The 24727-nt window shown below is 55.7% G+C and carries 32 protein-coding genes; 30 read left to right on the forward strand and 2 right to left on the reverse strand.

The window, feature by feature from the left end:
• The first annotated feature begins 5 nt into the window (after positions 1–5).
• Complete coding sequence (locus tag F0155_RS19500; protein ID WP_150526241.1) at positions 6–761, forward strand: hypothetical protein; 756 nt, start codon at positions 6–8, stop codon at positions 759–761.
• On the opposite strand, the gene F0155_RS19505 is transcribed toward F0155_RS19500, so the two are convergent.
• Positions 758–970 (reverse strand): hypothetical protein, encoded by a 213-nt coding sequence (locus F0155_RS19505; protein ID WP_150526242.1) that lies wholly within the window; start codon positions 968–970, stop codon positions 758–760. The genes F0155_RS19500 and F0155_RS19505 overlap by 4 nt on opposite strands.
• Positions 971–1231: 261 nt before the next feature.
• Here F0155_RS19505 and F0155_RS19510 point away from each other — a divergent pair, with 261 nt between their 5' ends.
• The 3 genes from F0155_RS19510 to F0155_RS19520 all read left to right on the forward strand — a co-directional run bounded on the left by F0155_RS19510 (position 1232) and on the right by F0155_RS19520 (position 6418).
• The gene (locus tag F0155_RS19510) at positions 1232–4075 is read left to right on the forward strand and encodes an autotransporter outer membrane beta-barrel domain-containing protein (RefSeq protein ID WP_161599845.1); all 2844 of its coding nucleotides are present in this window, start codon (positions 1232–1234) and stop codon (positions 4073–4075) included.
• A 615-nt stretch (positions 4076–4690) separates the two neighbouring features.
• On the forward strand, positions 4691–5443 hold the full coding sequence (locus F0155_RS19515; protein WP_150526244.1) for a PDC sensor domain-containing protein: 753 nt from the start codon (positions 4691–4693) through the stop codon (positions 5441–5443).
• Between the two features lie 369 nt (positions 5444–5812).
• The gene (locus tag F0155_RS19520) at positions 5813–6418 is read left to right on the forward strand and encodes a GNAT family N-acetyltransferase (RefSeq protein ID WP_150526245.1); all 606 of its coding nucleotides are present in this window, start codon (positions 5813–5815) and stop codon (positions 6416–6418) included.
• Here the strand turns inward: F0155_RS19520 and F0155_RS24125 are convergent.
• Complete coding sequence (locus F0155_RS24125; protein WP_425299989.1) at positions 6324–6833, reverse strand: helix-turn-helix domain-containing protein; 510 nt, start codon at positions 6831–6833, stop codon at positions 6324–6326. The two genes, F0155_RS19520 and F0155_RS24125, sit on opposite strands and share 95 nt — an antisense overlap.
• Positions 6834–6960: 127 nt before the next feature.
• On the opposite strand from F0155_RS24125, the gene F0155_RS19530 reads away from it, so the two are divergent.
• The 26 genes from F0155_RS19530 to F0155_RS19645 all read left to right on the forward strand — a co-directional run bounded on the left by F0155_RS19530 (position 6961) and on the right by F0155_RS19645 (position 24682).
• Positions 6961–7281, forward strand: coding sequence for a helix-turn-helix domain-containing protein (locus F0155_RS19530; RefSeq protein ID WP_150526247.1), 321 nt, complete (start codon positions 6961–6963; stop codon positions 7279–7281).
• Positions 7282–7473: 192 nt separating this feature from the next.
• Positions 7474–7620 (forward strand): hypothetical protein, encoded by a 147-nt coding sequence (locus tag F0155_RS23460; protein WP_161599846.1) that lies wholly within the window; start codon positions 7474–7476, stop codon positions 7618–7620.
• 23 nt (positions 7621–7643) lie between these two features.
• Positions 7644–8084 (forward strand): hypothetical protein, encoded by a 441-nt coding sequence (locus tag F0155_RS19535; RefSeq protein WP_150526248.1) that lies wholly within the window; start codon positions 7644–7646, stop codon positions 8082–8084.
• The gene (locus F0155_RS23465; protein WP_161599847.1) at positions 8081–8257 is read left to right on the forward strand and encodes a hypothetical protein; all 177 of its coding nucleotides are present in this window, start codon (positions 8081–8083) and stop codon (positions 8255–8257) included. Before F0155_RS19535 ends, F0155_RS23465 begins: the two co-directional genes overlap by 4 nt.
• A gap of 13 nt (positions 8258–8270) precedes the next feature.
• Positions 8271–8654: a hypothetical protein gene (locus F0155_RS19540; RefSeq protein ID WP_150526249.1), complete on the forward strand. Its 384-nt coding sequence runs from the start codon at positions 8271–8273 to the stop codon at positions 8652–8654.
• A complete protein-coding gene (locus tag F0155_RS19545) occupies positions 8655–9467 on the forward strand; it encodes a ParB/RepB/Spo0J family partition protein (RefSeq protein WP_150526250.1) in 813 nt (270 codons plus the stop codon). It begins immediately after the preceding gene.
• The gene (locus tag F0155_RS19550; RefSeq protein WP_150526251.1) at positions 9467–9928 is read left to right on the forward strand and encodes a hypothetical protein; all 462 of its coding nucleotides are present in this window, start codon (positions 9467–9469) and stop codon (positions 9926–9928) included. The genes F0155_RS19545 and F0155_RS19550 overlap by 1 nt, the downstream gene beginning before the upstream one ends.
• Positions 9925–11943 (forward strand): transposase domain-containing protein, encoded by a 2019-nt coding sequence (locus F0155_RS19555; RefSeq protein ID WP_150526252.1) that lies wholly within the window; start codon positions 9925–9927, stop codon positions 11941–11943. Before F0155_RS19550 ends, F0155_RS19555 begins: the two co-directional genes overlap by 4 nt.
• A gap of 64 nt (positions 11944–12007) precedes the next feature.
• Positions 12008–13048 carry an AAA family ATPase gene (locus F0155_RS19560; RefSeq protein ID WP_150526253.1) on the forward strand — a complete coding sequence of 347 codons (1041 nt, stop codon included), beginning with the start codon at positions 12008–12010 and terminating at the stop codon, positions 13046–13048.
• Positions 13045–13356, forward strand: a complete 312-nt coding sequence (locus F0155_RS19565; protein WP_150526254.1) for a hypothetical protein — start codon at positions 13045–13047, stop codon at positions 13354–13356. The genes F0155_RS19560 and F0155_RS19565 overlap by 4 nt, the downstream gene beginning before the upstream one ends.
• Positions 13353–13760 carry a hypothetical protein gene (locus F0155_RS19570; RefSeq protein ID WP_150526255.1) on the forward strand — a complete coding sequence of 136 codons (408 nt, stop codon included), beginning with the start codon at positions 13353–13355 and terminating at the stop codon, positions 13758–13760. Before F0155_RS19565 ends, F0155_RS19570 begins: the two co-directional genes overlap by 4 nt.
• Positions 13757–14428, forward strand: a complete 672-nt coding sequence (locus tag F0155_RS19575) for a DUF3164 family protein (RefSeq protein WP_150526256.1) — start codon at positions 13757–13759, stop codon at positions 14426–14428. Before F0155_RS19570 ends, F0155_RS19575 begins: the two co-directional genes overlap by 4 nt.
• Position 14429: 1 nt before the next feature.
• Positions 14430–14684, forward strand: coding sequence for a gas vesicle protein V (locus F0155_RS19580; RefSeq protein ID WP_150526257.1), 255 nt, complete (start codon positions 14430–14432; stop codon positions 14682–14684).
• A gap of 4 nt (positions 14685–14688) precedes the next feature.
• Positions 14689–14910 (forward strand): hypothetical protein, encoded by a 222-nt coding sequence (locus F0155_RS19585; RefSeq protein ID WP_150526258.1) that lies wholly within the window; start codon positions 14689–14691, stop codon positions 14908–14910.
• A 1-nt stretch (position 14911) separates the two neighbouring features.
• Positions 14912–15343: a hypothetical protein gene (locus F0155_RS19590; protein ID WP_150526259.1), complete on the forward strand. Its 432-nt coding sequence runs from the start codon at positions 14912–14914 to the stop codon at positions 15341–15343.
• Positions 15340–15975, forward strand: a complete 636-nt coding sequence (locus tag F0155_RS19595; protein ID WP_150526260.1) for a gp16 family protein — start codon at positions 15340–15342, stop codon at positions 15973–15975. The genes F0155_RS19590 and F0155_RS19595 overlap by 4 nt, the downstream gene beginning before the upstream one ends.
• On the forward strand, positions 15972–16409 hold the full coding sequence (locus tag F0155_RS19600) for a hypothetical protein (protein ID WP_150526261.1): 438 nt from the start codon (positions 15972–15974) through the stop codon (positions 16407–16409). Before F0155_RS19595 ends, F0155_RS19600 begins: the two co-directional genes overlap by 4 nt.
• A 113-nt stretch (positions 16410–16522) precedes the next feature.
• Positions 16523–17734, forward strand: coding sequence for an N-acetylmuramidase domain-containing protein (locus F0155_RS19605; protein ID WP_150526262.1), 1212 nt, complete (start codon positions 16523–16525; stop codon positions 17732–17734).
• A complete protein-coding gene (locus tag F0155_RS19610; RefSeq protein WP_150526263.1) occupies positions 17731–18123 on the forward strand; it encodes a hypothetical protein in 393 nt (130 codons plus the stop codon). Before F0155_RS19605 ends, F0155_RS19610 begins: the two co-directional genes overlap by 4 nt.
• Before the next feature lie 171 nt (positions 18124–18294).
• On the forward strand, positions 18295–18633 hold the full coding sequence (locus tag F0155_RS19615) for a DUF2730 family protein (protein WP_150526264.1): 339 nt from the start codon (positions 18295–18297) through the stop codon (positions 18631–18633).
• Positions 18630–18938 carry a VpaChn25_0724 family phage protein gene (locus F0155_RS19620; RefSeq protein WP_150526265.1) on the forward strand — a complete coding sequence of 103 codons (309 nt, stop codon included), beginning with the start codon at positions 18630–18632 and terminating at the stop codon, positions 18936–18938. The genes F0155_RS19615 and F0155_RS19620 overlap by 4 nt, the downstream gene beginning before the upstream one ends.
• Before the next feature lie 8 nt (positions 18939–18946).
• Positions 18947–19564 (forward strand): phage protein Gp27 family protein, encoded by a 618-nt coding sequence (locus tag F0155_RS19625; RefSeq protein WP_150526266.1) that lies wholly within the window; start codon positions 18947–18949, stop codon positions 19562–19564.
• Positions 19554–21209 (forward strand): hypothetical protein, encoded by a 1656-nt coding sequence (locus tag F0155_RS19630; protein ID WP_204934542.1) that lies wholly within the window; start codon positions 19554–19556, stop codon positions 21207–21209. The genes F0155_RS19625 and F0155_RS19630 overlap by 11 nt, the downstream gene beginning before the upstream one ends.
• Positions 21203–22840, forward strand: a complete 1638-nt coding sequence (locus tag F0155_RS19635; RefSeq protein ID WP_150526267.1) for a DUF935 domain-containing protein — start codon at positions 21203–21205, stop codon at positions 22838–22840. Before F0155_RS19630 ends, F0155_RS19635 begins: the two co-directional genes overlap by 7 nt.
• 13 nt (positions 22841–22853) lie before the next feature.
• Positions 22854–24074 (forward strand): phage head morphogenesis protein, encoded by a 1221-nt coding sequence (locus F0155_RS19640; protein ID WP_150526268.1) that lies wholly within the window; start codon positions 22854–22856, stop codon positions 24072–24074.
• Between the two features lie 140 nt (positions 24075–24214).
• Entirely contained in the window at positions 24215–24682 is a 468-nt protein-coding gene (locus F0155_RS19645; protein WP_150526269.1) for a hypothetical protein, read from the forward strand.
• Positions 24683–24727 lie beyond the last annotated feature (45 nt).

The following is a 24727-nucleotide window of genomic DNA, read 5'->3' on the forward strand; positions in this document are numbered from 1 at the left end:
AATTGATGAGCGTACTCTCACGGCTGGCGATCGGCTTTGCCTTCGTGCTGGCAACTGCATCATTGTCAATTGCAGAGACCATCCCGACCAACCAATTTGTGCAGCTTGAAACGTCCGAAGGAGTGGTGATTTTCAAGCGATGGCAAGCTAAGGATGCGAACGGCGTTGCGATCGAAACCGTAGCGGTTGAGAAAACCGGGCTGGACGGTAGACCATCAGTAATAGCTCTTTCACCGATTTCAATGCACTGGTGGATAGACTGCCCCGATAAGATCCCTAGTAGTTGCATTATTTACGATCGCGCAAATGGAAACCTTCTGACGATTGAAGAAAAAAGTAGCGGCTGGACCACAATCGCCCCGCTTTCAACAAGCCGAGTCGAAGCGGATTTTCCAGAGTACTCGGGAGACTACTTTGGCTTCGCAATCGAAAGAGCATCTGCTTTTCAGCAACTAAAACTAGAAGCGAATATAGCTATAAGCGCCCCGATATTCTTTTTGGGCGCGTCTTTCCTTGCTGTAATGGTTTGGTTGCCTTGGTTTCACTTTATTCCGTTTTTTCGCCGAAACCGGGCAGAGCTTTTTACGCACCAAAACGCAATTACGATTCTGGGTCTTGCGTTATCTCCAGCCGCGTTTTTCCTGCTCATTTCACAATTCAAAACACCGATTTTTTTGGGCCTAGTGCTGGTATCTGGCCTCGCGCTGTCTGTTATTTTGGCGGTTATATCCCGCTCAAATAAAGCAGCATCTTTAAGCTAGAGGCTTTCCCAATTTGCAGCAGGTCCCGGCTCAAGGCCGGGACGGCGTAGCGGCAAGACTCCCGCCCCCCTCAGCTCGTCATCCCGACCAAGCAAAGCGCCAGCCGGGACCGGGGAGCCCGGATGGTTGACAGGAAAGCACTCAGCGACCGGGCTCGCCGATCCCGCATCAAGTGCGGGATGACAATCGAGAGCGCATTGCAAAAGCATCAGACTACTCCCCTGCCGCCCCGGACTTGATCCGGGGCCATCTTTTGAGTCACCGCAGTTCCGCCTCATGGCCGGGGCGGCATGGAGGCAATTTTGCCTCTTCCCTCAATCCGTCATCGCGACCAAGTGCAGCGCACAACGGCACATGCGAATGGGCAGAATAGATCTGGTTGAATTCCTTGATATTATCTACGGTTGTATATTCAGGCTATGAAATATAAAAATTGTTCTGATTCTATTTCCTCTCCGCATGGGTTTGATATGAAACTGGACAATGACAGCTTGGTAAAAAAGGCCAGCTCGAACGACTTCCAGCCGCAGAGTAAAAAACTCACCTATCTCGCCGTCCTCCTGGCAGCAAGTTCTGGCATTGCTCTGATGGCTTCATCTTCGGCCAATGCCCAATGTACAAATCTTGCAGGCGTAATTACTTGTGATGGCAACGATACAGATGGCATTTATTCCGCTGCCGGGACATCAGCAGTCACAGTTCAAACCGGCGCAACGGTGGATGATAGCGGCAATGGTGGCAATGGCGCTGCAGGTGGAACCGGGGCTGGTGTCATTGAGATAGATGGTGGAATATCGGGCAACTTCACGAACTATGGGTCTGTATCGACGACGGGCACAACGGAGAACGCGATTAATGTCGATGGTACGATCACGGGAAATTTTCGCAACGAGGGAACACTGACTGGCGAAGACACCGTCGAGATGGAAGATATTTCCGGCACATTCATCAACAACGGAACGATCACCGCTGAAGGCAGCAGCAGTGTTTCTGAAGCCGTCGACATTGATGACGTCGGCAACGGCCTCATCAATACCGGCAAAATATCCGCTCAATCAGATCTCAGCATTGCAGATGGTATCGAGGCCGGTAACATCACGGGGAATTTCGACAATAGCGGCACAATTTCCGCGACAGCAGGTACCAACATCGCTGATGCAGTCGAAACCCGTGACATATACGGCGATTTCATCAATTCCGGCACGATTACCGCCCAGACAGGTGAAGCGATAGCCGATGCGGTTGAAACCAACGACATAACCGGAAATTTCCTAAACAGCGGTACGATCTCCTCCCATGCAGGAACATCCATTGCCGATGCGGTTGAAGTCGACGTTGTATCCGGAAACTTCACCAATAGCGGCACGATTACCTCAATATCCGAAACAAGCACTTCCAACGCCGTCGAGACGGGGAACATCGGCGGCAGCTTTACCAACAGTGGCACAATCACCGCCAAAGCCGGCACGAACCAAGCGACCGGGGTGGAGACGGACAACATCGCCGGTGGTTTCACCAACACAGGCACCATCTCCGCGATCGCGACAGACGACATTGCCAGAGGCGTTTATGCCTTGACGATTTCCGGTCTCTTTTTGAACTCAGGCACGATTTCAGCATCAGCAAGCACATCAAATGCGGACGCTATTCTGGCTGACACACTTTCGAGCGGCCTGCGCAATGATGGCACGATTACGTCAAGCAACTATGCAATCCGCACAACTGGCGCCAACCAGACAATCGTCAATAACGGAGGAACAATTACCGGCAGCATTGACCTAGGCGCCGGTGCCAATGCCTTCAACAATCTGGCTGGCGGCATCTTCAATTCGAGAGCGACGGTTGTACTTGGCGCAGGCAACCAGTTTTCCAACGACGGCGTCTGGTCCCCCGGAGGCACGGATTCCATCGTCACGACAAACGTGGCAACAGGAAATCTGGTGCAAGGAACAAGCGGGACTTACCAGATAGATCTCAATCTGGCAGACGGATCAGGCGACCTTGCCAACGTCAGCGCAGGAAGTGCCTCCCTTGCAGGAACCGTGAAGACACGGATCACGGCACTGGGGACGGCAGCCAGAACCTATACCATCCTCACGGCATCGAGCGGTGTGACGGACAATGGATTGACCTTGCTCCACTCCCCGGTACTAAACGCCAGTCTCCTATATCCAGACGCAAACACCCTGCAAATCAGCGTCCAGAGCATCGACTTCAACGCGGATGGGCTTAACTCCAACCAGCAAAATCTGGCGTCCACGCTGAATCAGGCAAACACGGCAGGCGGAGGACAGATGTCCTCGCTGCTGCTTGAACTGGTCAATGGGTCGACTGGCCTGTCTGACTATCAAAGAGACCTCAATCAGCTGCTGCCAGCCGCGCAGGTTGCGTCTCAAGCCGCCAACCTCTCGTCGGCGCAAAAGTTCACCGACAGCCTCTTTTCCTGCCCGACAATGGGCAACGTTGCATCGGTTGTGCGTGAAGGCCGGTGCGTGTGGGCGCGAGTTGACGGACATTTCCTGAGTGCCGACAATACCTCGTCAACAATCGGGTTCGATGAACGAGCGTACGGCTTCTCTGCGGGTGTGCAGTTTACCCCCCTGGAAAATTGGGCCTTGAACTTTGCTGCTAACTACGAAAGAGCGTTTGTCGAGACAAATGACGGCGCCAAAAGTGATGGAAACCGCTTTCAATTCGGGAGTGCTGTAAAATATCAGCCGGGCCAATTCCTGTTTGGCGGCGCCATTGGTGCAGGCTTTGCGCAACTCGATACCACCCGCAGGATCACGATCTCCAACAACAGCGGGGTAGCGAGTTCGGACACGGATACAGTTTATGTCGCGGGCCAACTCAAGGCGGCCTACACCATGCCGCTGAACGGCTGGTACGCCAAACCGTCTGTTGACCTCAACCTCACCCACTTGAACCGCGGAGATGCCCGAGAAACCGGTGGCGGAGCTGCAAATCTTCTGATTAGCGGCGGAAATGAAACATTCTTTTCCATCGTACCGGCAGTTGAGGTGGGCACCGAATTCCAGCTTTCTGACACGATGACGGTGAAACCCTTTGCAAAGGGCGGCCTTTCCTTCACTCCGAACAACGAACATTCGCTCGCCGCAAGCTTCATCATGGCGCCTGGCGGGGTCGACAGCTTCACGACCACAACCGTTCTGGAAGACTTTTCTGCCAATTTGGAAACCGGCCTTACGATTTTCAGTCCTGACAACGTCTCAGTCACGATGGGCTACAAGGGGCAACTATCTGAAAAAACTCAACAACACGGCATTTTCGCCAAGGGAACGATCCGATTCTAGGTCGATCTGGAGCTGACGACGTCCGTCAGCTCCATCTTCCCAACGCCGCCCCGGACCTTATCTGGGCCCGTTTTTTTGAGTGTTAATTGACTACCAGCCTTAGAATACCGGGAAAAGGTGGAAATTGGCGGGAAGAGGTGAAAAACGCCGTTAATTCAAGATAGTAGCGGAAAACAGACGAAGAACCCCCGTAACGGATTTTGACGAGCAAAATTAGAATGCTTTGGTAAATCGCTGTGAAAAGCGATTTTTTACGCCAACTTTCAACCCGCGTTCAAAAAGCCCTCAAGTACCATTTAAATCCTTGTTAAACCGCCAATAAATCAGTTTTGCGCTTTCTCTCATATTGGCAGCGAAGCCGTAGAGAAGCCAATTTTAAAAAGGAACTCAGTTCCAATTCTGCCCAAAAAGCCGAAAAACTACATAACTACAACAACTTCTGCGGCGCATCGGCCTGCAGAAGAAATGGAACCGATTTCGGCACAAATTCTCAACCTGGCAATGGGCAATGACGTCAAACGGCACTCGAACCGTGAAACCTTCGCCAGCTTTTCACGCAGCGTTTTATAACGGTCAATGTTATAAATACCTATCTCTTACGTAGAGGTATTTGGTATGAAATATTTTCTCAGCGCCGCACTTTTTGTGCTCTTGCCGTTAATTTCTGAAAGTCGGGCACAGGACGTAAATTTCGCCAATGTCGCTGCGGAAGTTCGAACGTATACATTGATTAATCAGCTATCAGCAGAGCGCGTTCTGATCGGCGTCGACTATGCGTTGGACAATGTTGGATATGTCGCTCGGACTGGCAAAAACTCACGTGTCATTCATGAGCACATCAACAAGCTGTCCAGCCGCCTCGAAGGCGTAAGGGCAATCATCATCCTCTCGGAAAAGGGACTGTTGATCCACGATAGTTTTCGGTATCCCGCGAAAGTGATCGACCTGTCCGATCGCGACTATTTCCGGCAGTCCCGAGAAACCTCGGCGGTCGTAATTGGAGATGCCGCGATAGGCCGGACTTCAGGCGTTCCATTTATCCCTGTAGCGAAGAAGGTAGGCGATGTAACTGTTGTGGCAATTGTTTCGCCCCATCTATTGATCAGCTCGCAGACCCAGTGTGTTAGCTGCGTTTCGGCAATCTTGCGCCCTGACGGTAGCGTATTGGCCTCGTTTCCTCCTGCGGCCCAAATACCGCCCAATGTCCTGTCACTACCCGTTCTAAATAAATCAGAAGAAGGAATTGATCGGGCAAACTTCCTGCACTCGGATACGGCGATAGCGTGGAAACAATCTGCGCTGTATCCGCTAATTGTTCTTAGCGCCAAGGGTCTGGCCAATACCGCACGCGTGGGGTTCTATGATTGACATTAGGTAGTCGGCAATTCGATTTCGAGTGCGCAAGTCTAGGGGATCTAGCCAGTGATCGGATGCGTCACGCGCATTTTCCCACTCGATAGCGGGTGACTGCCCCGTCGAACAAGAAGCTACGGCGGTCAATTTTCCGACGTGGTCTTCTGTAACCTTTCCATCGATTAAGTCCATGTAGGTTGAATACAGCGCTATTGCCAGAATTGCGCTGGAAATACCAACCACAATGTTGATGAGAAGGGCTCTCCGGCGATCCGGCATTTGTTTGAAAAAATTAACGGCATTTTCTTTTTCAAACCGATCAAACATTGCGACTTTCATCTCATAATGAAGGAGTGACAATCCTTCGTTTTGGGAGATTTTCCGATGACCATAGCAATACGCCTAGGGCATAAAGATGACGTAAATGATATTTCGAAAATTCATGTAAGTTGCTGGAATGAAGTCTATTCATTCATGCCAAAGGAAGTGCACTCAATAAGAAACCTAGAGTACAGAAAGCAACAGTGGACAACTTGGTTTGAAAAGCGGAACGACGAAGAAGCACTTTTCTCAATAGTGTCTGACGGTACTGTCGTTGGCTTTGCGCTTTGTAAAAGAAACAATGATCCGAGCATTGATGCAGCTGGCGAATTGCATGCAGCTTATATTCTCCCACCATTTCGCGGGGGCTTAGTCGGCCCGACAGTCATGTCCTTAATGTCTGATTTCCTGCATTCAAAAGGGATGTGGCCGAGCTGCCTTTGGGCCTTCAAACAAAACAAACACCGGCGCTTCTATACAGCGACAGGCTGGCGACCGTTGGTCTATCGTGATCGACTGATTGCTGGCGTTGGAATACCAGAGATAGGATATATTAGTCCCGACTACGATACGCTTAGTCTCCGTCTTGAGCGGATGCGCGCTTCAATCGCGCAGAAGCAAAGCCAACCACGTTTTCAGATGACTTGCGGTCAAGCAGCTTCTCATTGAACAAGTGATCGAATGCCTCAACAAATGTCTCGGCGAATTGACTAGGATCGACGCGCCGAGACAGCCGCTCAGCCGCCGCATATGCGATATTATAATTTAGCTTTCGCACATCCCCGAGGCTCAAATCGCCGACGGATGTTTCGTCTCCGACCAACATCTTGCCGCTCCCAGTTATCAGCCAATTAAGGTTTACCTGAAATTCGTCGGCATAGGCGGCCAATACGGCGCAAGATGGCTCCATCTCGCCCCGCTCGTATCGAGCAATGGTGCTTAGATTTACACCAAGCTTTACCGCAAATTCATCTCGCGGTGGATCTCCAAATCTCTTTCGAATTTCCCGAAGCCTTTGCCCTATTGGGGTGTCAGCTTTTCGCTCAGGTCTAGCCAATAACTCACCTAATAGGCGATTTCGCACTTTACTAAAGGGCGATATCGCGCTATACCCATGTTGTCACGGCGATTAACCAACGCGGAAAATCGCATATTGAGGCCAAAGGAAACGGCTTGCTGCAACAAGCCGTTTCCCAATGAACGAGGCACCAATGGCAAAGCCCAAAAACCCGCCGCGAAGCTGGGATTATGAAGCCATCAAGGCCGAACTCCACCGGCAAGGCATGACCTTCGCAAAGCTCGCCGAACTGGCTGGTATCTCTCCGAAATACATGGCCAAGGTCAAGCGAAACACCACTCGCAAAGCCGAGAAAGCCATTGCTGACTTTTTCGAAACGCCTGCCGAAGAAATCTGGCCAGACCGGTATCCGATCCGGCCCTCGCTGATCCTTTCTAACAAATACGACCCGATGGGCGCTAGAGCGAAATCGCCGCCGTCCTCCGGCCAGTCCTCCGATCAGGAAGCTGCGTGATCTCCTCCAGCGCTGTTTTCTGATCAGCCTGTGGCGCGGGGGAAGGCCTGCTCTCGCCTCGTATCCTCCCTGCGGGAAGCACAAGAGCAACTTGATTGCCCCGGCGGTCAGGTGCCGTTCCCCTGCGCCACACCCTGAGAATGCCGCCTGCGGTTTCTGCGGGCAACGTCTAATCGAACCCGAGGTTTAGACATGATCGACGGCAATCCCTTTTCCTCTCAAGAGCCATCCAAGCCCACTTGTTTTGCCATTCCAGGCCTCGGCCTGGTTGTCCTTGTTGTGACGGCCATGGCGGTCGGCATCGGCCTCGGTGAGCTTTCCCGGCTGATTATTGGCTGACCAATTTCAATAGGATTTTAGACATGAGTAACGAGCAGATTGAACCTATCAATCCTTACGATGATCTCTGGGGGCAAACGCTATGCCAACCCATCACACCGGAGACTTACGAGCTGCTCACAACGAGTGGTCTTTTCGACGCGCCCGTTAATCGCCTCAATCCTTCGGTGAACGGGTTAAAAGTTCTTCTGGCCTTGGCTCATTGGTCCGCGAGAACTGAAACGCCGGCACCGAGACATACCGAACTGGAGTTCATCTACAACTCCGGCTTCAACGAGGCGCTGTTCGCGGTTTGCTGCGCCCTGACCGGCAAGAACGCGGATGAACTCTCAGACTACTTTGTTGATGATCATCACTTGAAAATGTTGAAGCTTTTTGGCGGCGGCCAGTGCGTCGTCAATGAATTGCTCCGTGAACTTGGCATCAAGGTTCACCCGGAAGCAGAAGACCGGAGGTCGGCATGAACGGCCTTTCAGAGTTCGACGATCTCACCGACTTCGAAACCGAAGCTGAATGCCCGAACTGTCACGGCACCGGCTTTGTCCATGACTGCTTAGAGGAATTTGCCTGCATCGACCCAGAAAGCGGCTGTGAGCTTTGCAAACACCGCTGCGATTGGTGCGACGGCAAGGGATAAGCGGGAACACCTCATGACCTTCAATCCACATAATGAACAAGAACGGTTGATGATGATGACGGCCTGCGCCCGCAAGTCGGTCCAGATGCAGTTTTCGCATTTGCCGATGGAGTTCATTGTCACCCCGCCCCATCGAATGTTCGACGCCTATCTGGCCCGGCATATCGTCATTGCCATTTTGAACATGCGGTTCCAGATCCCGCGCAAGCGCATCGGCCTCCTGTTCGGATTTCAAAAGAAAGTCGTGGCCCGCGCCTGCCTGGGCGTGAAACGGCGGCGAGATGTTCCGGTTTTCGATGCCGTGTACGTCGCCCTGGCTGATCGGGCTGCCCGGTTCTTTGAACAGGAGCTAGGCAGCGTCATTGATGACACCCAATTTCATGAGGAGCGCGCGTAAATGGCTGACCTCAAGACAATTTCCCTTTCAAGCATTCTGCTCGGTGACCGCCTTCGTGATATTGACGAAGGTCACGCAGAAGCAATCGCGGCCTCCATCTCCGCCCAAGGCTTGATCAACCGGATTACGGTTCGGTCAACGCCTGCAGCCAAAGGCGGCTCTTACACAATAGTCGCCGGTGCCCACCGGTATAGGGCTTTCCAGATCCTCGAACTTTCCGAGATCGATTGTGTGGTGGTCAAGGCTGGCGCGGAAGAGGCTCAGCTGATTGAAATTGCAGAGAACCTCTACCGCAATGAGCTGTCCGTTATCGACCGCGCCCTTTTTGTCGAAACATACCGCGAGCTTTGGGAAAAGAAGCACGGCGAGATCAAGCGCGGCGGTGACACAGGTTCAAATTGCCAAGTTGGCAATTTGGTATTCGCCGGAGAGCGTGAGCTAACAGAACATGTAAAAGACCGTTTGGGATGGTCTGAACGCAAGATCCGCCGCCTACACCAAATCGCGCACAATCTGCACCCGCATGTGCGGGCAGCGCTCCGCAACACCCCGATTGCCGACAATCAGGCCCAGCTGCTCAAGCTCGCCAAAATGGAACCGAGCCAACAGCAGCGGGTTTCCAAAGCGATCGCAAAAGGAGTGGAATTTTCCGAAGCCGTCTCCCTCGCCAGCAACAAGCCGAAGATTGAGCCTGACAAGGATCTGATTTCCTTTACCGCGCTCAAGAACGCTTGGGACAAGGCAACGCCGGTGGCGCGGGCACAATTCCTGAATGAGGTTGCCGCTAGCACCTCCGAACAGGAGGCCGCGTGATGCCCCGTCAAACCCCTGATCAGTTCGACCTCTTTGAAGAAGCTGTCTTTCCGGTCCGCATGCCGGTGACTACCATCGACATTGACCGGTTCCGATCCCGCATCAAGCGGGCAATGGCTCGGGCCATTCGCGAATGCAATCTGGATCGGGCGACTATTGCCGCCCGCATGGCGAAGTATCTTGGACAGGAAAGCCTCTCCAAATCCACGCTCGATGCCTACACGGCGGAAAGCAAGTCCAGCCACGACATTTCACTTGTCCGGTTTCGCGCCTTTGTGCGGGCCACGGACGCTGCGTGGCTTTGGGACGAGATTGTCTGCGAGGACGGCCTGACCCTTTTGCAAGGGGATGAAGCGCGCCTCGCCGAGATCGCCCGCCTGCAACAGGACCAAAAGGCAATCGGCCAGAAGCTCAAATCCCTTCGCTCCACTCCGGTGGATATCAAAAGGGGGCGGGCATGAAAGAGTGGTTTTCCTTCGCGGAACTGGCAGAGGCCAGATTGCCTGACATGCCTCACAGCGTTCGAGGGCTTTTGAAAAGAGCCAAGAAGGACGGCTGGACGGAGAAGTCCCGCCTTGTTCCCGGCAGCACCAAATCCGTACAGGAGTTCCATGTCTCCCTATTGCCGGGACCGGCGCAACTTCGTCTCGCGCTTCTCATGGAGCCTGCGGCGAATGACGAAGAAGATCCGCAGGCAGACGCCCGCCGGAAACTCTGGGACCGGTTTCACGGTCTTTCAGAGGCACAAAAACGGGTCTGCGAAGAGCGTTTAAAGACCCTCCAAGCGGTGACAAAATTCGAAGTGGCGGGCCTCAAGTCCGCTGACGCGATCAAACGCGCGGCAAAGACAGCCGGGGTCAGCACGGCCACCGTTTACAATTGGCGCTCTCAGGTCCTTCACCATGAGCGCGAGGACTGGCTTGCGGCCCTTGCGCCATCGACAGCCAAGGCAATCGAGTTTGCCGAGTGTCATCCCGATCTGTGGGAGATGCTGAAATCCGACTATTTGCGACCGGGGAAGCCGGGATTTTCTGCCTGCTATCGCCGGGTCGAAAAGTTCGCAAAGGCAAACGAGTTTGTGCCGTTCCCGTCCGAGCGGTCCTTGCGCCGCCGCCTCAATCACGAGGTACCCAAATCGGTCCAGACAATGGCGCGCGAGAGCAAGGACAAGGCAAAGACCCTTTACCCTGCGCAGCGCCGGACGCGCTCACATATTCACGCCATGCAGATGGTCAACATGGACGGGCACACATTCGACGTGTTTGTCCTGTTCCCCGGTCGCAAGAAGCCCTCGCGTCCCTGCCTTGTAGCCATTCAGGACCTGTTTTCCGGCAAGATCATCGGCTGGCGCCTGTCCGAAACGGAAAACAAGGAAACGGTCCGCCTGGTTATTGGTGACGTGGTTGAGACCTACGGCATCTTTGAAGACATCTATCTCGATAACGGACGCGGTTTTGCCTCCAAGTGGATCTCGGGCGGCGCAAAGAGCCGGTTCCGGTTCAAGGTGAAGGACGAAGACCCGGACGGCCTGCTGACTACGCTTGGGGCGAAGGTCCATTTCACGACGCCATATTCGGGTCAGTCCAAGCCGATCGAACGGGCGTTTCTGGATCTGACCGACACGATCTCCCGCCATCCCCTTTGCGCCGGGGCCTATACGGGTCGCAGCCCGCAGCACAAGCCCGACGACTACATGAGCCGGGCAATCCCCTTTGAAAAGTTCAAGGCTTTTATTGCTGCCCGCATTCGCGATCACAACGCGCAAGACGGCAGAACGGCAGCAAACTGCAAGGGGCGATCTTTTGACGAAACGTTTCGTGCCTCCATGGAAGATCAGGCCACAATCGTCCGTGTTGCCTCCCCTTCACAACGGGCGCTTTGGCTTCTTGCCTCCGAAGCGATCAAGACACGGCCCGGCAACGGGCGGATCGAGTTCCAGGGCAACCGCTACTGGTCGGAAGAACTCACACAATATGCCAGCAAGGACGTTGTCATTCGTTTTGATCCGGACAACTTCCATCAGCCGGTCAAGGTTTATGACCTCAACAACCGGTTCATCTGCGATGCGGACTGCGTTCACGATGCAGGGTTCAACGATCAGGATGCAGCAAGGGATCACAGCCGCGCCCGCCGCGCCTTTCTCAAGCACCAGAAGGAACTCAAGGACCTTCATGTGCAGCTGTCCGCGCAAGAACTGGCAACGCTCTATGAAAGCGTCGACGAACCGGTCGCCGAGCCAGAGCCGATCCATCCGGCAGTAACCCGGCTTATCCCGAACGCCCTTGCCGACCGCAAGGAGCAGAAGCTTCGGGAGAGCGAAGAAGCCGAAAACCAGTCAACCGAATTCGAGGACAAGTTTTCCCGCGCCATGTCGTTGGTCGGGTTCGGCAATGTCCTCGATTTTCCGGAGCAAAGCTCCGACCAAACTGAGCCGAAAAGTAGTGAGTACGGTTCCGAAAAAAGAAGGCGGGGCTGACCAGAGCCCCGCCGGAAATGATCGCATCAGGTGAGTTGCGGTCAAGAAACCAAAGGAACCATAAATGAACACCCAAAGCGCCACAAGCATCAGCGCAAAACAATCTTGGGACGGAGAACGGCAGACACCGGCCCTTACAGACAATCGCACCGAAGCGGACATCCGCGATTGGACTGATCTGACAGAACGTGTCCGCAGCCTCGGAATAGAAAGAGGGTGGAGTCAGGGCGAAGTCTCCAGACGTTGCGGCGTTGCCTCTAGCACATTCAATCCGTGGTTCTTGGGCAAATACCCAGGACGGCTGGGCACCGTCAACCAGAAGATGCGCAATTGGCTCGATCAGGTCGCAGAAACACAGGACATGATCGCGCTCATTCCCTCCTCCCCGGACTACGTGAAAACGCGCCTGTTCACCGAGATTTTTTCAACGCTCGCATGGGCGCAGGCGACCGATGACGTGGCGGTCATCACGTGCGCAGCCGGTGTCGGCAAGACGGCAACCTGCGAACGATACCGGGATGCACGGCCAAACGTGTTCATGGCGACCATGTCGCCGAACACAAAAACGCCTTATGCGATGTTGATTGAGATAGCCGAGGAACTGGATGTTCAAGAACATAACCCGGCCAAACTCGGACGGGCCATCGGGCGCAAACTGGAACGGGCCGGTGGCGGCACGTTGTTGATCATCGACGAAGCCCAGAACCTTCATGATGACGCGATCAACCAGCTGCGACATTTCTCGGACAAGAACAAATGCGGCCTTGCCCTCGTCGGCAATAACGAGATCTACGACCGCTTCACCAAAGGCAACAAAGCCAACCGCTCCTATGACCAGCTCAAGAGCCGGTTCGGCAAACGGATCGAGCGAGACAAGCCATACGAGGAAGACATTCTCGCATTCATCTCGGCATGGGGCGTGCGGGAAGAAAAGGCGGTGCGTGAGCTTAAGGGCATTGCCCTCAAGGGCGGCGCGCTTCGCCAGATCGACAAGACCATGAAGCTGGCCACCATGATTGCGCTCGGTGATGGGCGCGAAGAGGTGACAGTTACCGATATCATGGCCGCGTGGAAAAACCGCAATGTGAACGAGGCTGCCCTATGACAACCTCCCTCGCCACAGAACTCAGCATTCTCCGCCGCGATGTTGCCGCCGATCTTGCCGACTGGCCCGTCCTCAAGCCGTTCCTTGGGCGGTTGGATCTTCGTCTCCATGCCGCGCAGCAGATGGCGTTTTCCATGGAACAGGAACTTCACGCCCACCGTGTTGGAGAGATCAACCGCGCCTGCGTGAAGGCAATGCAGGAAGAGCTATACGGCGCTGTCGGTCAGCCCACTGCGGACGTGATTGATCTGTCCGAACATCTCAGGCGTGGATGGCCTACGCCTCCAACCGGGGGGGATGCAGCATGACTTCCACTGGCTATTGGACGCGGCGGGAACTGGCAATGTTGCTCGGCTTCGATCGCATGGGTGAAACAGTCAATGAGATCGCCCTTGAAATGGGTCGCAAGCCGCTTGAAGTCGCGCAAGGTATCGAGAAAGCCCACGCCCTGATCACTGAACCCAAAGAGGTTCCGAAGGCAGGCAGACGCCCCCCACTGAGGCGATATGGAAAACCCGTTCCGGTTCCGATCCCAACCTCTCCCGCGCAACAGCTCTTGGACGATACACAAGACGCCGCTGCCAGGCTGAAAGAAATGCAGCTGACCCGGCAGATTTTGAAGGACGTAACCGGAAAAGACTATGGCGCCCCGGACCCAAGCCGGGTTGCCAGCCAAAAGAACCCCTCTGAGCATTCAGGAGATAGACAATGACCGCAGCCGCACTGGAAACCACGCCCGAAGCCAACGCCGCAAATGACGGCGTGCAGGATATTGGCGGGAAGCAGTACATGGTCGACGCCAAGGGGAACCTTGTTCCTCTGGAACTGGTCAAACCGCAGGACAAGCTGGAAGACGAGACAGTCCGCAAGATCATGAAATTCGCGAGCGAGCTGTCGGCGCAGATTGCCCGGTTCAAGGGGCACACCTTCACCGACCTCGGTGAGTTCGACGCTCTTCTGGAACAGGAGTATGGAGAGCAACGCGGCGGCAAAAAAGGGAACCGGACTTACATGTCATTTGACGGTTGCCAAAAGGTCACCGTTCAAGTTGCCGACTACATTGATTTCGGACCGCAACTCCAGACGGCCAAAACCCTCATTGACGAGTGCCTGATTGAATGGGCGGCTGATAGCCGCCCTGAGATCCGCGCCATCGTCACACGCGCCTTCAACACCGACAAGGAAGGTCAGATCAATAGGTCTGAAATCTTCATGCTCCTGCGCCTGGAGATCGAAGACCAGCGCTGGCAGAGGGCCATGGGCGCGATCCGGGATGCGATGCGGGTTACAGGCTCTAAAACCTATGTCCGGTTCTACCAGCGCAAGGCTCCGGACGCCGAATGGCAGAGCGTCACGATCGATTTGGCAAAGGCCGCATGACATGTCCCGCCTCGCCAACACCGCAGATGGGTGGAGTGAGGTGACAAATCTGCGCCGTCGCCGGGATGAACTCCAGGCGAAGGCGCACCGGCTCCGGTTTCGCCGGGGCGTCCAGCGCCTTTTGAATGAAGAACTACAACGAACGACCACCGAGCTTTTGAAACGGGAACTGGAAGCCAAGACGAAACCGGAACCGCTCGGGGATGCTGGTCCGGTTGGTGACCAGATCCAACCAAGGCTTCCTTACAAGGATTGAAACGATGAGCGAGCCCGTTGTCCTGCAAATCATGCGGACGTCAGCTGACCTCATGGAACACATGGCGGAAAACCCGGCTTGCGATGGCCGTACCCGGCACATCCTTCTGATAGTCGCGCGCGATATCAGAACGAGCGCAACCCGCATTGAGGACACGCAACAGCCGGTCACTATGCCGGGACCAGATACCGATGATTGGTCCTTTACCGGTCATGGAGGTGTCTAACATGGTCGCTTTCAATTTCATGGCAGAATTTGCCGAACCGGTTGAGCGAGGCAAGAAACGCCAATCCATACGCCAGACCCAACGCTGCAGGGTTGGTGACAAAATCCAGCTCTACACCGGGCAAAGAACCAAGCACTGCCGGAAGCTTTCTGTGATCGACCCGGTTTGCACGGAAGTCACGCCGATTATTCTCGGGAACCCGGAACTTACCATTCCGATTAGGCTCGGCGAACTTGAACTATCCAGCGAACAGCAAATCACCGCCTTCGCTAAGGCTGACGGCTTCACGTCCTATCGGGACATGTATGTATTTTTCCGTCTGCGTTATCGGGCCACTTCCTTTGTTGGTTTTCTTCACAAATGGGATTGGTTGCAACCGACCAGCGTCGGCATCGATTGGGCTATTGGCCGCGACGTGGGAGCCGCCTCATGACCAGCATCCAGATTTTGAAGATTGCCCAAAAGCAACTCGGCCTTGATGACGACACCTATCGGGACAAGCTGGAAGCGCTCACCGGCAAGCGTTCCGCCCGCGATCTGAGTGAACGGGAACGGCAGAAGGTCTATATGGCCTTCCAGGCGGATGGCTTTGTTCCCACGCGCCCGGCACCTAAGGCAAACCGGGCGACCGGCAAGTTTGCACCCAAACTGCAGGCACTCTGGATCGCGGGTTGGAACCTTGGTGTGTTCAGGAACCGCACCGACAAGGCCATGACGGCGTTCCTCAAACGCCAGACCGGCATTGATCATTCGCGGTTCCTCCATCATGGCGAGGACGCGAGGAAAGTCATTGAAGCCCTCAAGGCATGGATCATACGGGAAACACAGGCACTAGACCTGTTCACGTTCAACAAGTTTCACCCGCCGATCCTGAATGATCACCGTTACCAGATCGTCCAGCTCCAATGGGGCCTGTTGGCTCAGGCCAACCGGCAACCGGGCACACTGGCAGGCTTCCTGCAATCTGAGTTCCGCATTGACCGCCCGCTCTCTGCCCTCACCGACCGGGAGTGGATCGACATCATGAACCGGCTCGGCGAATTGGTGAGAGGGATCGGAAAATGACACCCGAAGACCTCCCCGGTTATCTTGGCGAGATCGCAGAGGCGGCAGGCGTTGACGCCGCCCTCGCGCTCGCCAAGGCGCGGGGCGGAACCCGGATCGATATCCCTGCAAGGGTCACTGAGGGGCATTGGCTGGTCGAAGTTGTGGGTCGTGAAGCGGCTGATCAAATCTGTGACTACTTCCGAACCTTGTCAGCAGAGCATCGGGAAGCCGGGGTTCGCCATATCGTGATCCCGCGGGGTCCGGTGGCGATCATGAAGCAAGCACAGAAGCAACTTGAACAAGAGCTTCTCGCAGGAGCAAGCCCCCGCGCTGCTGCCCGCGCGGCTGGTCTTTCCGAGCGAACGGCATTCCGGGCGCAAAAGCGATTGCGCGACAAGAGAAAAAAGAACGGCACCGGCGAGCCGGAAGCCAAACAGCTAAGCCTGTTTTAAACACCGCTTATCGGGCCTTGAAGTCCTGTTACTGACAGTTGACAGCCCCGGCGATTTTCGAAAATCCCCAATCTTGAGCGCGAACTTGATCACCAGAACTCAGGTGCGCGCACATGTCCAAAACGGTTGCCCTTCTCAAAGCTGGCGGCGGCAAGTCTGCCGACAATTCTGGCTTGGAGCTTGCCGCGCGGCGGCTCGACATTGAAGTCGAGGTGCTCCTTGCGATTGATGAAGTGGAAAGCAAGGGCCGCGCTTTCGATGACAAGGGCCGTTTGATCATCCTCACGGAAAAGCATGTCTTTTGGCGGGAGCTGTCGAAGGCCTTGCGTGGCAAGGCAAGCCGCATGGGATTGGCCACCCCGAAGTGGTCCAGGAACAACTACAAAGGCTTGGGGGGCGCTGGCTCGGACAAGCGATGGGACCGTCTGGACCAAATGGCTGGCCTGGACGAAACGGCGGCGCTCAAGTCGGTCTCTTACGGAGCCTACCAGATCATGGGCTTCAACCACGGACTTTGCGGCTACGCGTCGGTGCAGGACTTTGTTGTCGCCTTTGCGCAATCCGAGGAAATCCAGCAGGAAGGGTTCATTGTCTTCCTGAAAAAGGTTGGATTGCTGCAGGCTCTTCGGGAAAAGGATTTCCAGCAGATCGCCCGCCGATACAACGGTTCAGGTCAGGTGTCATATTATGCCGGGCACATGCAGGCGGCCTATAACCGCTTGATCGCTGCGCGCGGTAAAGTCCGAACTATCTCGGACACCAAGACGGAGTTGAGGCTCGGCTCAAAAGGCCGGAAGGTATCAGCTCTGCAGGAGCGCCTTGTCGAACTTGGGTATCACCTGAAAGTCGACGGCGATTTCGGTCCTGCAACCCGCAGGCAAGTCGTCGCCTTTCAGGTTGATCATGGCCTTGCGGCTGAAGGCATTGTCGATCCGCAGACGGTAGAGGCTCTGGAAACGGCTCTTCCAATCAATCTTCAACCGGGCGGCACTCGCGAAAACCTTACCGTAAAGGACTTGCGACAAGCCGGTTCAAAAACCATTCGTCAGGCTGACAATCTCACCCTGATCGGCGTTGGCGCGGCTAGCATTGGCGGGGTCGCTGAAACGGTTCGCGGCCTTGAAGGTGTCGCCGGATTGGAGGCCTTGAAAGGTTTCTCAGGGCTCATTCAGGACATCGCCGGTCTTGTAGCGCCGGTCCTCGGTCTGATCAGCGACAACAAATGGCTGGCGCTGATTGCCATCGGCGGGGCGGTGTTTTTTATCGCCCGCCAGATCAAGCTTCGCCGTCTCCATGATGCGAAGGAATGGAGACATGTCGGATGAGCTTCCTTCTCTCCCTTGCCCTGAAATTCCTGTCGGGCGGTGCCGTTGACAAGGCATTGGACTACCTTCGGGCGGACGCAGCCCGGAAAAACGGCGAAGCCAAGATCCGGGCGGAGGTGACAATCGCCGAGATCGAGGCGGCTGTCGCCCACACCAAGGTGATGGCCGACCTTCAGAAAGCCAAATTCCAGCATCTGCCCTACTGGATCTTTGCCGGTGTGTTCGTGCTTCCGCTCGGACTTTGGTGGTGTGCGGTCATTCTCGACAGCGTGTTCCTGTTCGGATGGGGCATAGCCAGTGTGCCGATCCTGGAGGAATGGGGCGGCCAGATGATCAGCTGGATTTTCTACACCGGCACCGCCGTTGGTGCCCTCAAGATGTTGCGATGAGGTGATTGATGAGCACGGAGGCTGCGTGCCCGCGATGCGGGGATGAGATTGACCCGGAACAGGCGTTTTGTCCGAGCTGCTGCGACAGCCATGATTACGTCAATCACGGAAACGGATTGTGGATCTGCACCCTTTGCGATGGCGCAGATCCGGATAATTCGGAGGCCGTCGATGTTTGAGTGGATCAAAGGTCTTGAAGCCGCATTCGGACTTGCCGGCGCTTTGTTCGGCAGCATCGCTTTGATCGTGTCCTGGATTACTCGCGGCTCAAAGGCCAATGCCGTGTCGATCGCCAAACTGGAAACAGAGCAAAAGGATCTGTGCGATCGCATTTCGGATCTGGAAAGGGTCATCCGCAACCAGCCGACCAAGGACGATTTTCACAAGCTGGAAATGGTCATTTCCGAGCTGAACGGCAACATCGGCAAGGTGACCGTGAAGCTGAACGAGGTCGACCACCTCTCTAAGCGCATTGACGATTTTCTTCGAAACAGGAGATCTGGAGCATGAGCCTCTCCGAACAATATCGGCGAGACGAGGAGCTGAACGCCCGTCTGACTATCCTGAAGGCCGTCCATGAAGAACAGGACCACCAGCTGAATGACATTCTCATTCAAAAGCGGCTGGACTACTTCGGGCACCGCAAGTCCAAAGACTGGGTGCGGACACAGCTTCGCGCCATGGCGGACCTTGGCGTGTTCACCCTTCGTGAGGCCGGAACAGCAATGGTGGCGGAAATCACCGAGACCGGCATTGATCATGTTGAACGGCGCACAGTCGTGGAAGGGATCGCGCGTCCGGGCGCGGCCCGCTGAGGTGAGCGATGACAGGAAAGCGAGGACGTGGCCGGTTATCAGCGATAGACCTCCTGCCGGACGAGTGCGACGGAATTGTCGCTGAGGCCGCGAAAGATCTCGTGGCGATGGATCGAACACAGGTCGACATTTATCAGGACTTTCGAAACAAGCTGATCGCCCTTCAAGGCGAGACTGGCCTTGGGTTCGATATCCCGTCTTTTTCCTCCTTCAACCGGTATTCGACACGCAAGGCCGCCGCAAAACGCGCGCTCGCGTTGCAACGGGATGTTTCGGCGGCAGTCGCCGAAAGCTTCAAGCCAAAAGACAGCGACGATCTGACGATCTTTATCAGCGAAACCACAAAGACACTGATTGCAGCAATCGTCGAGGAAGCGATTACCGGTCGAAAATCTGTCTCGGCGAAAGAGATCCAGTCTCTGGCGAACGCCGCCTTCAAGATCGAACAAGCCCGGAACCTCTCCGGGCGCACCCGGCGCACGGACGAGGATGAGGTCAACAAGGCCCTCGGTGATGCGATCGACACGGCATCGAAAAAGGTTGGATTGTCTGCAGACAAGGTCGCCCAGCTGCGCCGGGAGTTCCTGGGCGTAAGAGAAGAACAGGCCGACCGTGATGGAGAATAACGAGCAGTTCATTGGCAAGCCGGACGTCTTTGCGGGACCGCCTGTTCTGGCCCGCGCCGATGATCATTTGGCGGATGACCTGCCACGCGGCGCAGATATCCCGGATGACCTGGACCCGCTCAAGGATGGCGTCCTGATGTTTCATCAGGCCGATTGGCTTGCGGACAAGTCGAAACTCAAGCTCTGCGAAAAGGGCCGACGCACAGGCATTACATTTGCCGAGGCGTTGGACGGCACACTTATTGCCGCAACCCGCCGCAAGGATGGTGGCGACAACGTTTTCTATATCGGTGACACCAAGGACAAGGGCCGCGAGTTCATTGGCTATGTCGCCCACTTTGCCAAGATCGTGGCTGAAGAGCTGGCCGCAATCGAGGAGTTCATGTTTCTCGATCAACGCGAAGACGGCTCAACAAAGGAGATCTCGGCCTACCGCGTCCGCTTTGCGTCGGGCTTTCGTGTCGAGGCGCTTTCCTCGCGCCCGGAAAACATTCGCGGCCTTCAGGGGATTGTTGTCATCGATGAGGCCGCATTCCATGCAGATGTGCGCGGCGTGCTCGATGCGGTCAACGCCCTTTTGATATGGGGCGGCAAGATCCGGATCATCTCCACGCATAACGGCGTTTTAAGTCCCTTTAACGAGTTGATCCGGGAAGTCAAAAGCACCGGCAAGCCGCCTTACTCCATTCATCACATTCCGTTCGGCGACGCCATCAAGAATGGCCTCTTCAAACGAGTGTGCCTGATCAAGGGGCAAGACTGGTCAGAAGAAGCCGAACGCCAGTGGGAGGCGGACATTCGTGGGGCCTACGGCTCTCGGACAGCCGCCATGCGGCAGGAGTTGGACGCGATCCCGGCAGAGGCGGAAGGTGCGGCTCTGACACGGGTGCAAATCGAAGCCTGCATGACGGACGGCATCCCGGTTATTCGTTGGGCCTGCGATGATGACTTCAAGAACCTGCCCGACGAGGAACGCAAAATCCGGGCGCGGGCATTTTGCGATGCGACCTTGAAACCGCTCCTGAAGAAACTGAACAAGCGCCGCCAACATGTCTTTGGCGAGGACTTTGCCCGCTCCGGCGACAAGACAGTGATCCTGCCCATGGAGATCGGGCTCGATCTTATTCGCCGCGCCTGCTTTGTCCTGGAACTCCACAATGTGCCGTTCGATCAGCAGCGGGACATTCTCTACTTCGTGGTCGATCGACTTCCGCATATGTGCGGCGGCGCACTGGATAAAACCGGTAACGGCGCATACCTCGCCGAGAAGGCTGCGCAGCGCTATGGCGCGAGCGTGATCGAGGTTCACTTGTCCGCCGCCTGGTACTCTGCGGAAATGCCGCCTTACATCGAAGCGTTCACTGACCGCACTGTCCTGTTGCCTCGCCATGAAGACATTCTCAGAGACCATCAGGCGCTTGCCTATGTGAACGGCATCATCAAGGTTCCGGACGATCACCGGACAAAAGGCTCTGACGGCCTTGAACGTCACGGCGACAGCGCACCCGCAGGTGCACTTGCTTATTTCGCCTCTCGCCAGAACCTGCCCGAATACGGCTATCAGGCGAGCGAGGATGACACCCAGAATTCCATGTTCGACATGAGCAGCTTTCACAGTGGCCTTGACGGGAGACGGCTATGGTAAAAACCCTCCTTGACCAGTATGGCCGACCGATTGACCGGAGCCTCTTGTCAAAACCGGTCGCCACCCCGGAAATCATGGGCGTGCGCCGGACGATCGAGGACCGGGTTGCGCACTACATGACGCCCGACCGGCTGGCCCATGTCCTGATCCAGGCGCAGAACGGCCACGCCCGCGATTACCTGACCCTCGCCGAGGAAATGGAAGAGCGGTATCTCCACTACGCGTCCCAGCTCCAGACCCGCCGACTTGCAATCGAAGGCCTCACGGCCGTCATTGAAGAGCCGGACGGCGTTCCGGCCAAGATCGTTGATGCGGTCCGAGAACTGATGGAAGGCGCGGACGTCGACGACCTATGCGGGGACCTGACTGACGGTATCGGCAAGGGGTATTCCGTTGCCGAGATCATGTGGGAATATCAGGGTGGCAAGCTCCGCCCGGCTGAATATGTCTGGCGGGATCCACGTTACTTCCAGTTCGACAAGGTGGCCCTCAAGACCCTTCGCCTTGCATCTGATACCAACATGGACGGCGACGAGTTGCCGCCTGCCAAGTTCATCATTCACGCCCCGCGCACCAAGGCGGGCGTTCCCTTGCGGCGCGGCCTTGCCCGCCCGGCGGCTTGGGCGTTCCTGATCCAGAGTTTCGGGCTTCAGGACTGGGTGTCCTTCTCGGAAGTCTATGGTCTACCGATCCGGGTCGGTCGCTATCACAGCAATGCCAGCCCGGAAGACAAGCGTACCCTCTTCAGGGCGGTCAAATCGATTGCCAATGATGCGGCTGCGATCATCCCGCAAGGAATGGAGATTGAATTCCACAAGATCGAAGGCCAGCACGGCTCAGCGGTTTTTGGCGAATTGTTGAGTTATGTCGATCAGCAAATCTCCAAGCTGGTCGTCGGTCAGACAATGACCGCTGATGACGGCTCGTCAATGGCGCAGGCGGAAGTTCACAATGATGTCCGCATGGATATCCTGAAGGCCGATGGAAAGCAGCTGGCCGCGACCTTGAACCGGGATCTGATCATTCCGTTTGTGAACTTCAACTTCGGTCCGCAGCCGGTCTATCCGATGGTTTCGTTCCCGGTACCGGAACCGGAAGACCTGACCGCCCTTGCCGACAGCCTCGCAAAACTTCTGCCGCACGGGTTCAGGGTCGACCAACGCGAGATCCGCGAGAAGTTCGGCCTCTCTGATCCGGGGGCCGACGCGGAGCTTCTTGAACCGCGACCGCCAAAAATCGAGAGCGACAAGCCCCAAAACGACAAGTCCGGCGTCCAGAACAAGAAGGCAGATCCCCGTCAGGACAAAGACAGTCAGGACGATGATCGGAAGGAGGCGAAACTTGCTGCCTTCTCTGGCCACCATACCGGTTGCCAATGCGGATCATGCGCAAGTCTTTCAGCAACACCAGGCGGACTGGATGAACTCGACCGTCTTCTGGCGGGCGCTGATTGGGAAAGCATCGCCGACCCGACCTTTGCGCCTCTTCAAGCGATCCTGACAGAAGCCCGGTCTCTTGAGGAAGCCGAGAAGCGCCTTGGCGAAGTCGTCCTCGAAAGTGAGCCGCTTCGTGATGCGCTCGCCCGGTTGACGGCGATATCGCGAGGGCTGGGAGACACCTCAGACGAATAAGGGGTCCAAAAAATTGGCCGAAGCGAAACAGGGCTTTCAGACCCCGAAGGAAATCACCGACTACTTCCGGCAAAAACAGCTGGCTCCCGCGTTCCACTGGGGGGACGTTTGGGGAGAAGAACACGCTTATGCCCATACGGTCGCCAAAGTGGTTGAACTGGAAGTCCTGCAGGTTTTCCATTCAACCCTTGATGAAGCGATTAGCGGTGGCTGGAATTTCGAGCGTTGGGTTGAACGTATCCAGCCTGAACTTGCCCGCCGAGGATGGTGGGGTAAGCGGACGGTCGCGGACCCGACCGGTAAACATGCCGACGAAGCGGTCGACTTTTCCAAACCGCGCCGCCTAAAAACTGTCTTCTGGTCAAACATGCGAGCCGCCCGCGCCGCCGGGCAATGGGAACGCCTTCAGCGCACGAAACAGGCGGTGCCCTATCTTCTCTATGTGCGAACGGCGGCAAGTGATCCAAGGCCCGAACATCTGACATGGGCGGGAATTTTGCTTCCTGTTGATGATCCGTTCTGGAACACCCACTTTCCTCCCAATGGCTGGGGTTGCCTCTGCAGTGTTCGCGGCGTCACGAAATGGGAAGCAACGCGCTTGCTGGATGCGGGCGAAATGGAAATCGACGGGCAGAAGGTCCCCATCTCAACCGAAGCCCCGAAGTTCAAAAAGGTTTCCTACGTCAACAAACGCACTGGCGTTGTCACAGAAATCCCGGAAGGCATAGATCCGGGCTGGCACACGAACCCCGGCCTGTCGCGCGCCCGGACCTTGACCGCCCGCCTTCAGGGCGAATTGGAAAAGGTTGGAGAAGAGATTGCCCGTCGCCAGATCGACAGCCTCTTTGACAGTCAGACCCCGAGCATTCTGGCGGGCCTTGCAGAACGGGTGCAGCTCCCTGTCGCGGTCTACCCTAAACTCAAGGATATGCTTGGCGCGAACTCATCCCTGATCGTTACCTCAAGCGACACGATCAAGGCAAAGACCGGCAAGCATGCCGTCGTCTCGCTGGATACTTTCTCACTTGTCCAGGGCATGCTGGATCTTGGGACCATTGTTGACGAGGGACGTGCGGAGACTGAGCGGGCCGTCTATGTGCAGCTTGGCGGGGCATGGTGGAAGCTGGTCATCAAGAAGTCAGCTGCCGGGTTCCTGCGCCTTCACACGATCTACCGGGTAGACGAGGCCTATGCGCGGAAATGGTTGGAAGGAATACGTGGCGGGAGGACGTGACCCCTCGCGGTCGCATTTGACCGGCACCATCGATTTCGCGCCGCCACGATTTGATTATGCGGAATGGCGTAGAAAATTGCAATTGTACGGTTTGCCGCGTACTGTCGGGGCGTGTTTAAAAGCTAAATGGCGGTTTTATTGTGCGGGCGATTATTGGCTTAGTATTGGCATCTTTATTGGTTTACCCGGCCAATGCTTTGGAACCAATGACTGATCAAGACGCGCACAAAATGGCGCAAACCACCTATCAGTCTATTGAGCAGATGGTCATTTACTTTGACGGAGATATTGCGGCATTGAGCGGCACTGAATTGTCAGTTGCCATGTATAAAACTGCTAGTGCAATTAACAGTATGATTGGCAAATACAGAGAAAAATGGGGGCTGGACCAACTGCGTGCTAGTTTGCGAACTCCCGGCGGCGGGAGCGCCTTGGATAAATATTCTGCCTGCCCGCTCGCTGGATCAATGTTTGCGGAGGCGGCGCTGATACTCGCAACAAAACGCGCCTCCGATATGATTGTTCAGAAATCATTTCAACAATTCCGGGAGGCGTGTGTGGTTGCCCTGCACGCTTATGAAAACGGAGACAGGGCCTCTTCTCGATAAAACGCCCACTGAGCGCCTTCTTCCCCATTTGCGCGTCATTGTACC

The sequence above is a fragment of the Roseibium sediminis genome (assembly GCF_008711325.1).
Classification (GTDB): Bacteria; Pseudomonadota; Alphaproteobacteria; order Rhizobiales; family Stappiaceae; genus Roseibium; species Roseibium sediminis.

Coding starts and splice junctions, on each gene's coding strand:
- F0155_RS19500 (WP_150526241.1), top strand. CDS start 6: ATGAGCGTACTCTCACGGCTGGCGATCGGCTTTGCCTTCGTGCTGGCA.
- F0155_RS19505 (WP_150526242.1), bottom strand. CDS start 970: ATGCTTTTGCAATGCGCTCTCGATTGTCATCCCGCACTTGATGCGGGA.
- F0155_RS19510 (WP_161599845.1), top strand. CDS start 1,232: ATGAAACTGGACAATGACAGCTTGGTAAAAAAGGCCAGCTCGAACGAC.
- F0155_RS19515 (WP_150526244.1), top strand. CDS start 4,691: ATGAAATATTTTCTCAGCGCCGCACTTTTTGTGCTCTTGCCGTTAATT.
- F0155_RS19520 (WP_150526245.1), top strand. CDS start 5,813: ATGACCATAGCAATACGCCTAGGGCATAAAGATGACGTAAATGATATT.
- F0155_RS19530 (WP_150526247.1), top strand. CDS start 6,961: ATGGCAAAGCCCAAAAACCCGCCGCGAAGCTGGGATTATGAAGCCATC.
- F0155_RS23460 (WP_161599846.1), top strand. CDS start 7,474: ATGATCGACGGCAATCCCTTTTCCTCTCAAGAGCCATCCAAGCCCACT.
- F0155_RS19535 (WP_150526248.1), top strand. CDS start 7,644: ATGAGTAACGAGCAGATTGAACCTATCAATCCTTACGATGATCTCTGG.
- F0155_RS23465 (WP_161599847.1), top strand. CDS start 8,081: ATGAACGGCCTTTCAGAGTTCGACGATCTCACCGACTTCGAAACCGAA.
- F0155_RS19540 (WP_150526249.1), top strand. CDS start 8,271: ATGACCTTCAATCCACATAATGAACAAGAACGGTTGATGATGATGACG.
- F0155_RS19545 (WP_150526250.1), top strand. CDS start 8,655: ATGGCTGACCTCAAGACAATTTCCCTTTCAAGCATTCTGCTCGGTGAC.
- F0155_RS19550 (WP_150526251.1), top strand. CDS start 9,467: ATGCCCCGTCAAACCCCTGATCAGTTCGACCTCTTTGAAGAAGCTGTC.
- F0155_RS19555 (WP_150526252.1), top strand. CDS start 9,925: ATGAAAGAGTGGTTTTCCTTCGCGGAACTGGCAGAGGCCAGATTGCCT.
- F0155_RS19560 (WP_150526253.1), top strand. CDS start 12,008: ATGAACACCCAAAGCGCCACAAGCATCAGCGCAAAACAATCTTGGGAC.
- F0155_RS19565 (WP_150526254.1), top strand. CDS start 13,045: ATGACAACCTCCCTCGCCACAGAACTCAGCATTCTCCGCCGCGATGTT.
- F0155_RS19570 (WP_150526255.1), top strand. CDS start 13,353: ATGACTTCCACTGGCTATTGGACGCGGCGGGAACTGGCAATGTTGCTC.
- F0155_RS19575 (WP_150526256.1), top strand. CDS start 13,757: ATGACCGCAGCCGCACTGGAAACCACGCCCGAAGCCAACGCCGCAAAT.
- F0155_RS19580 (WP_150526257.1), top strand. CDS start 14,430: ATGTCCCGCCTCGCCAACACCGCAGATGGGTGGAGTGAGGTGACAAAT.
- F0155_RS19585 (WP_150526258.1), top strand. CDS start 14,689: ATGAGCGAGCCCGTTGTCCTGCAAATCATGCGGACGTCAGCTGACCTC.
- F0155_RS19590 (WP_150526259.1), top strand. CDS start 14,912: ATGGTCGCTTTCAATTTCATGGCAGAATTTGCCGAACCGGTTGAGCGA.
- F0155_RS19595 (WP_150526260.1), top strand. CDS start 15,340: ATGACCAGCATCCAGATTTTGAAGATTGCCCAAAAGCAACTCGGCCTT.
- F0155_RS19600 (WP_150526261.1), top strand. CDS start 15,972: ATGACACCCGAAGACCTCCCCGGTTATCTTGGCGAGATCGCAGAGGCG.
- F0155_RS19605 (WP_150526262.1), top strand. CDS start 16,523: ATGTCCAAAACGGTTGCCCTTCTCAAAGCTGGCGGCGGCAAGTCTGCC.
- F0155_RS19610 (WP_150526263.1), top strand. CDS start 17,731: ATGAGCTTCCTTCTCTCCCTTGCCCTGAAATTCCTGTCGGGCGGTGCC.
- F0155_RS19615 (WP_150526264.1), top strand. CDS start 18,295: ATGTTTGAGTGGATCAAAGGTCTTGAAGCCGCATTCGGACTTGCCGGC.
- F0155_RS19620 (WP_150526265.1), top strand. CDS start 18,630: ATGAGCCTCTCCGAACAATATCGGCGAGACGAGGAGCTGAACGCCCGT.
- F0155_RS19625 (WP_150526266.1), top strand. CDS start 18,947: ATGACAGGAAAGCGAGGACGTGGCCGGTTATCAGCGATAGACCTCCTG.
- F0155_RS19630 (WP_204934542.1), top strand. CDS start 19,554: ATGGAGAATAACGAGCAGTTCATTGGCAAGCCGGACGTCTTTGCGGGA.
- F0155_RS19635 (WP_150526267.1), top strand. CDS start 21,203: ATGGTAAAAACCCTCCTTGACCAGTATGGCCGACCGATTGACCGGAGC.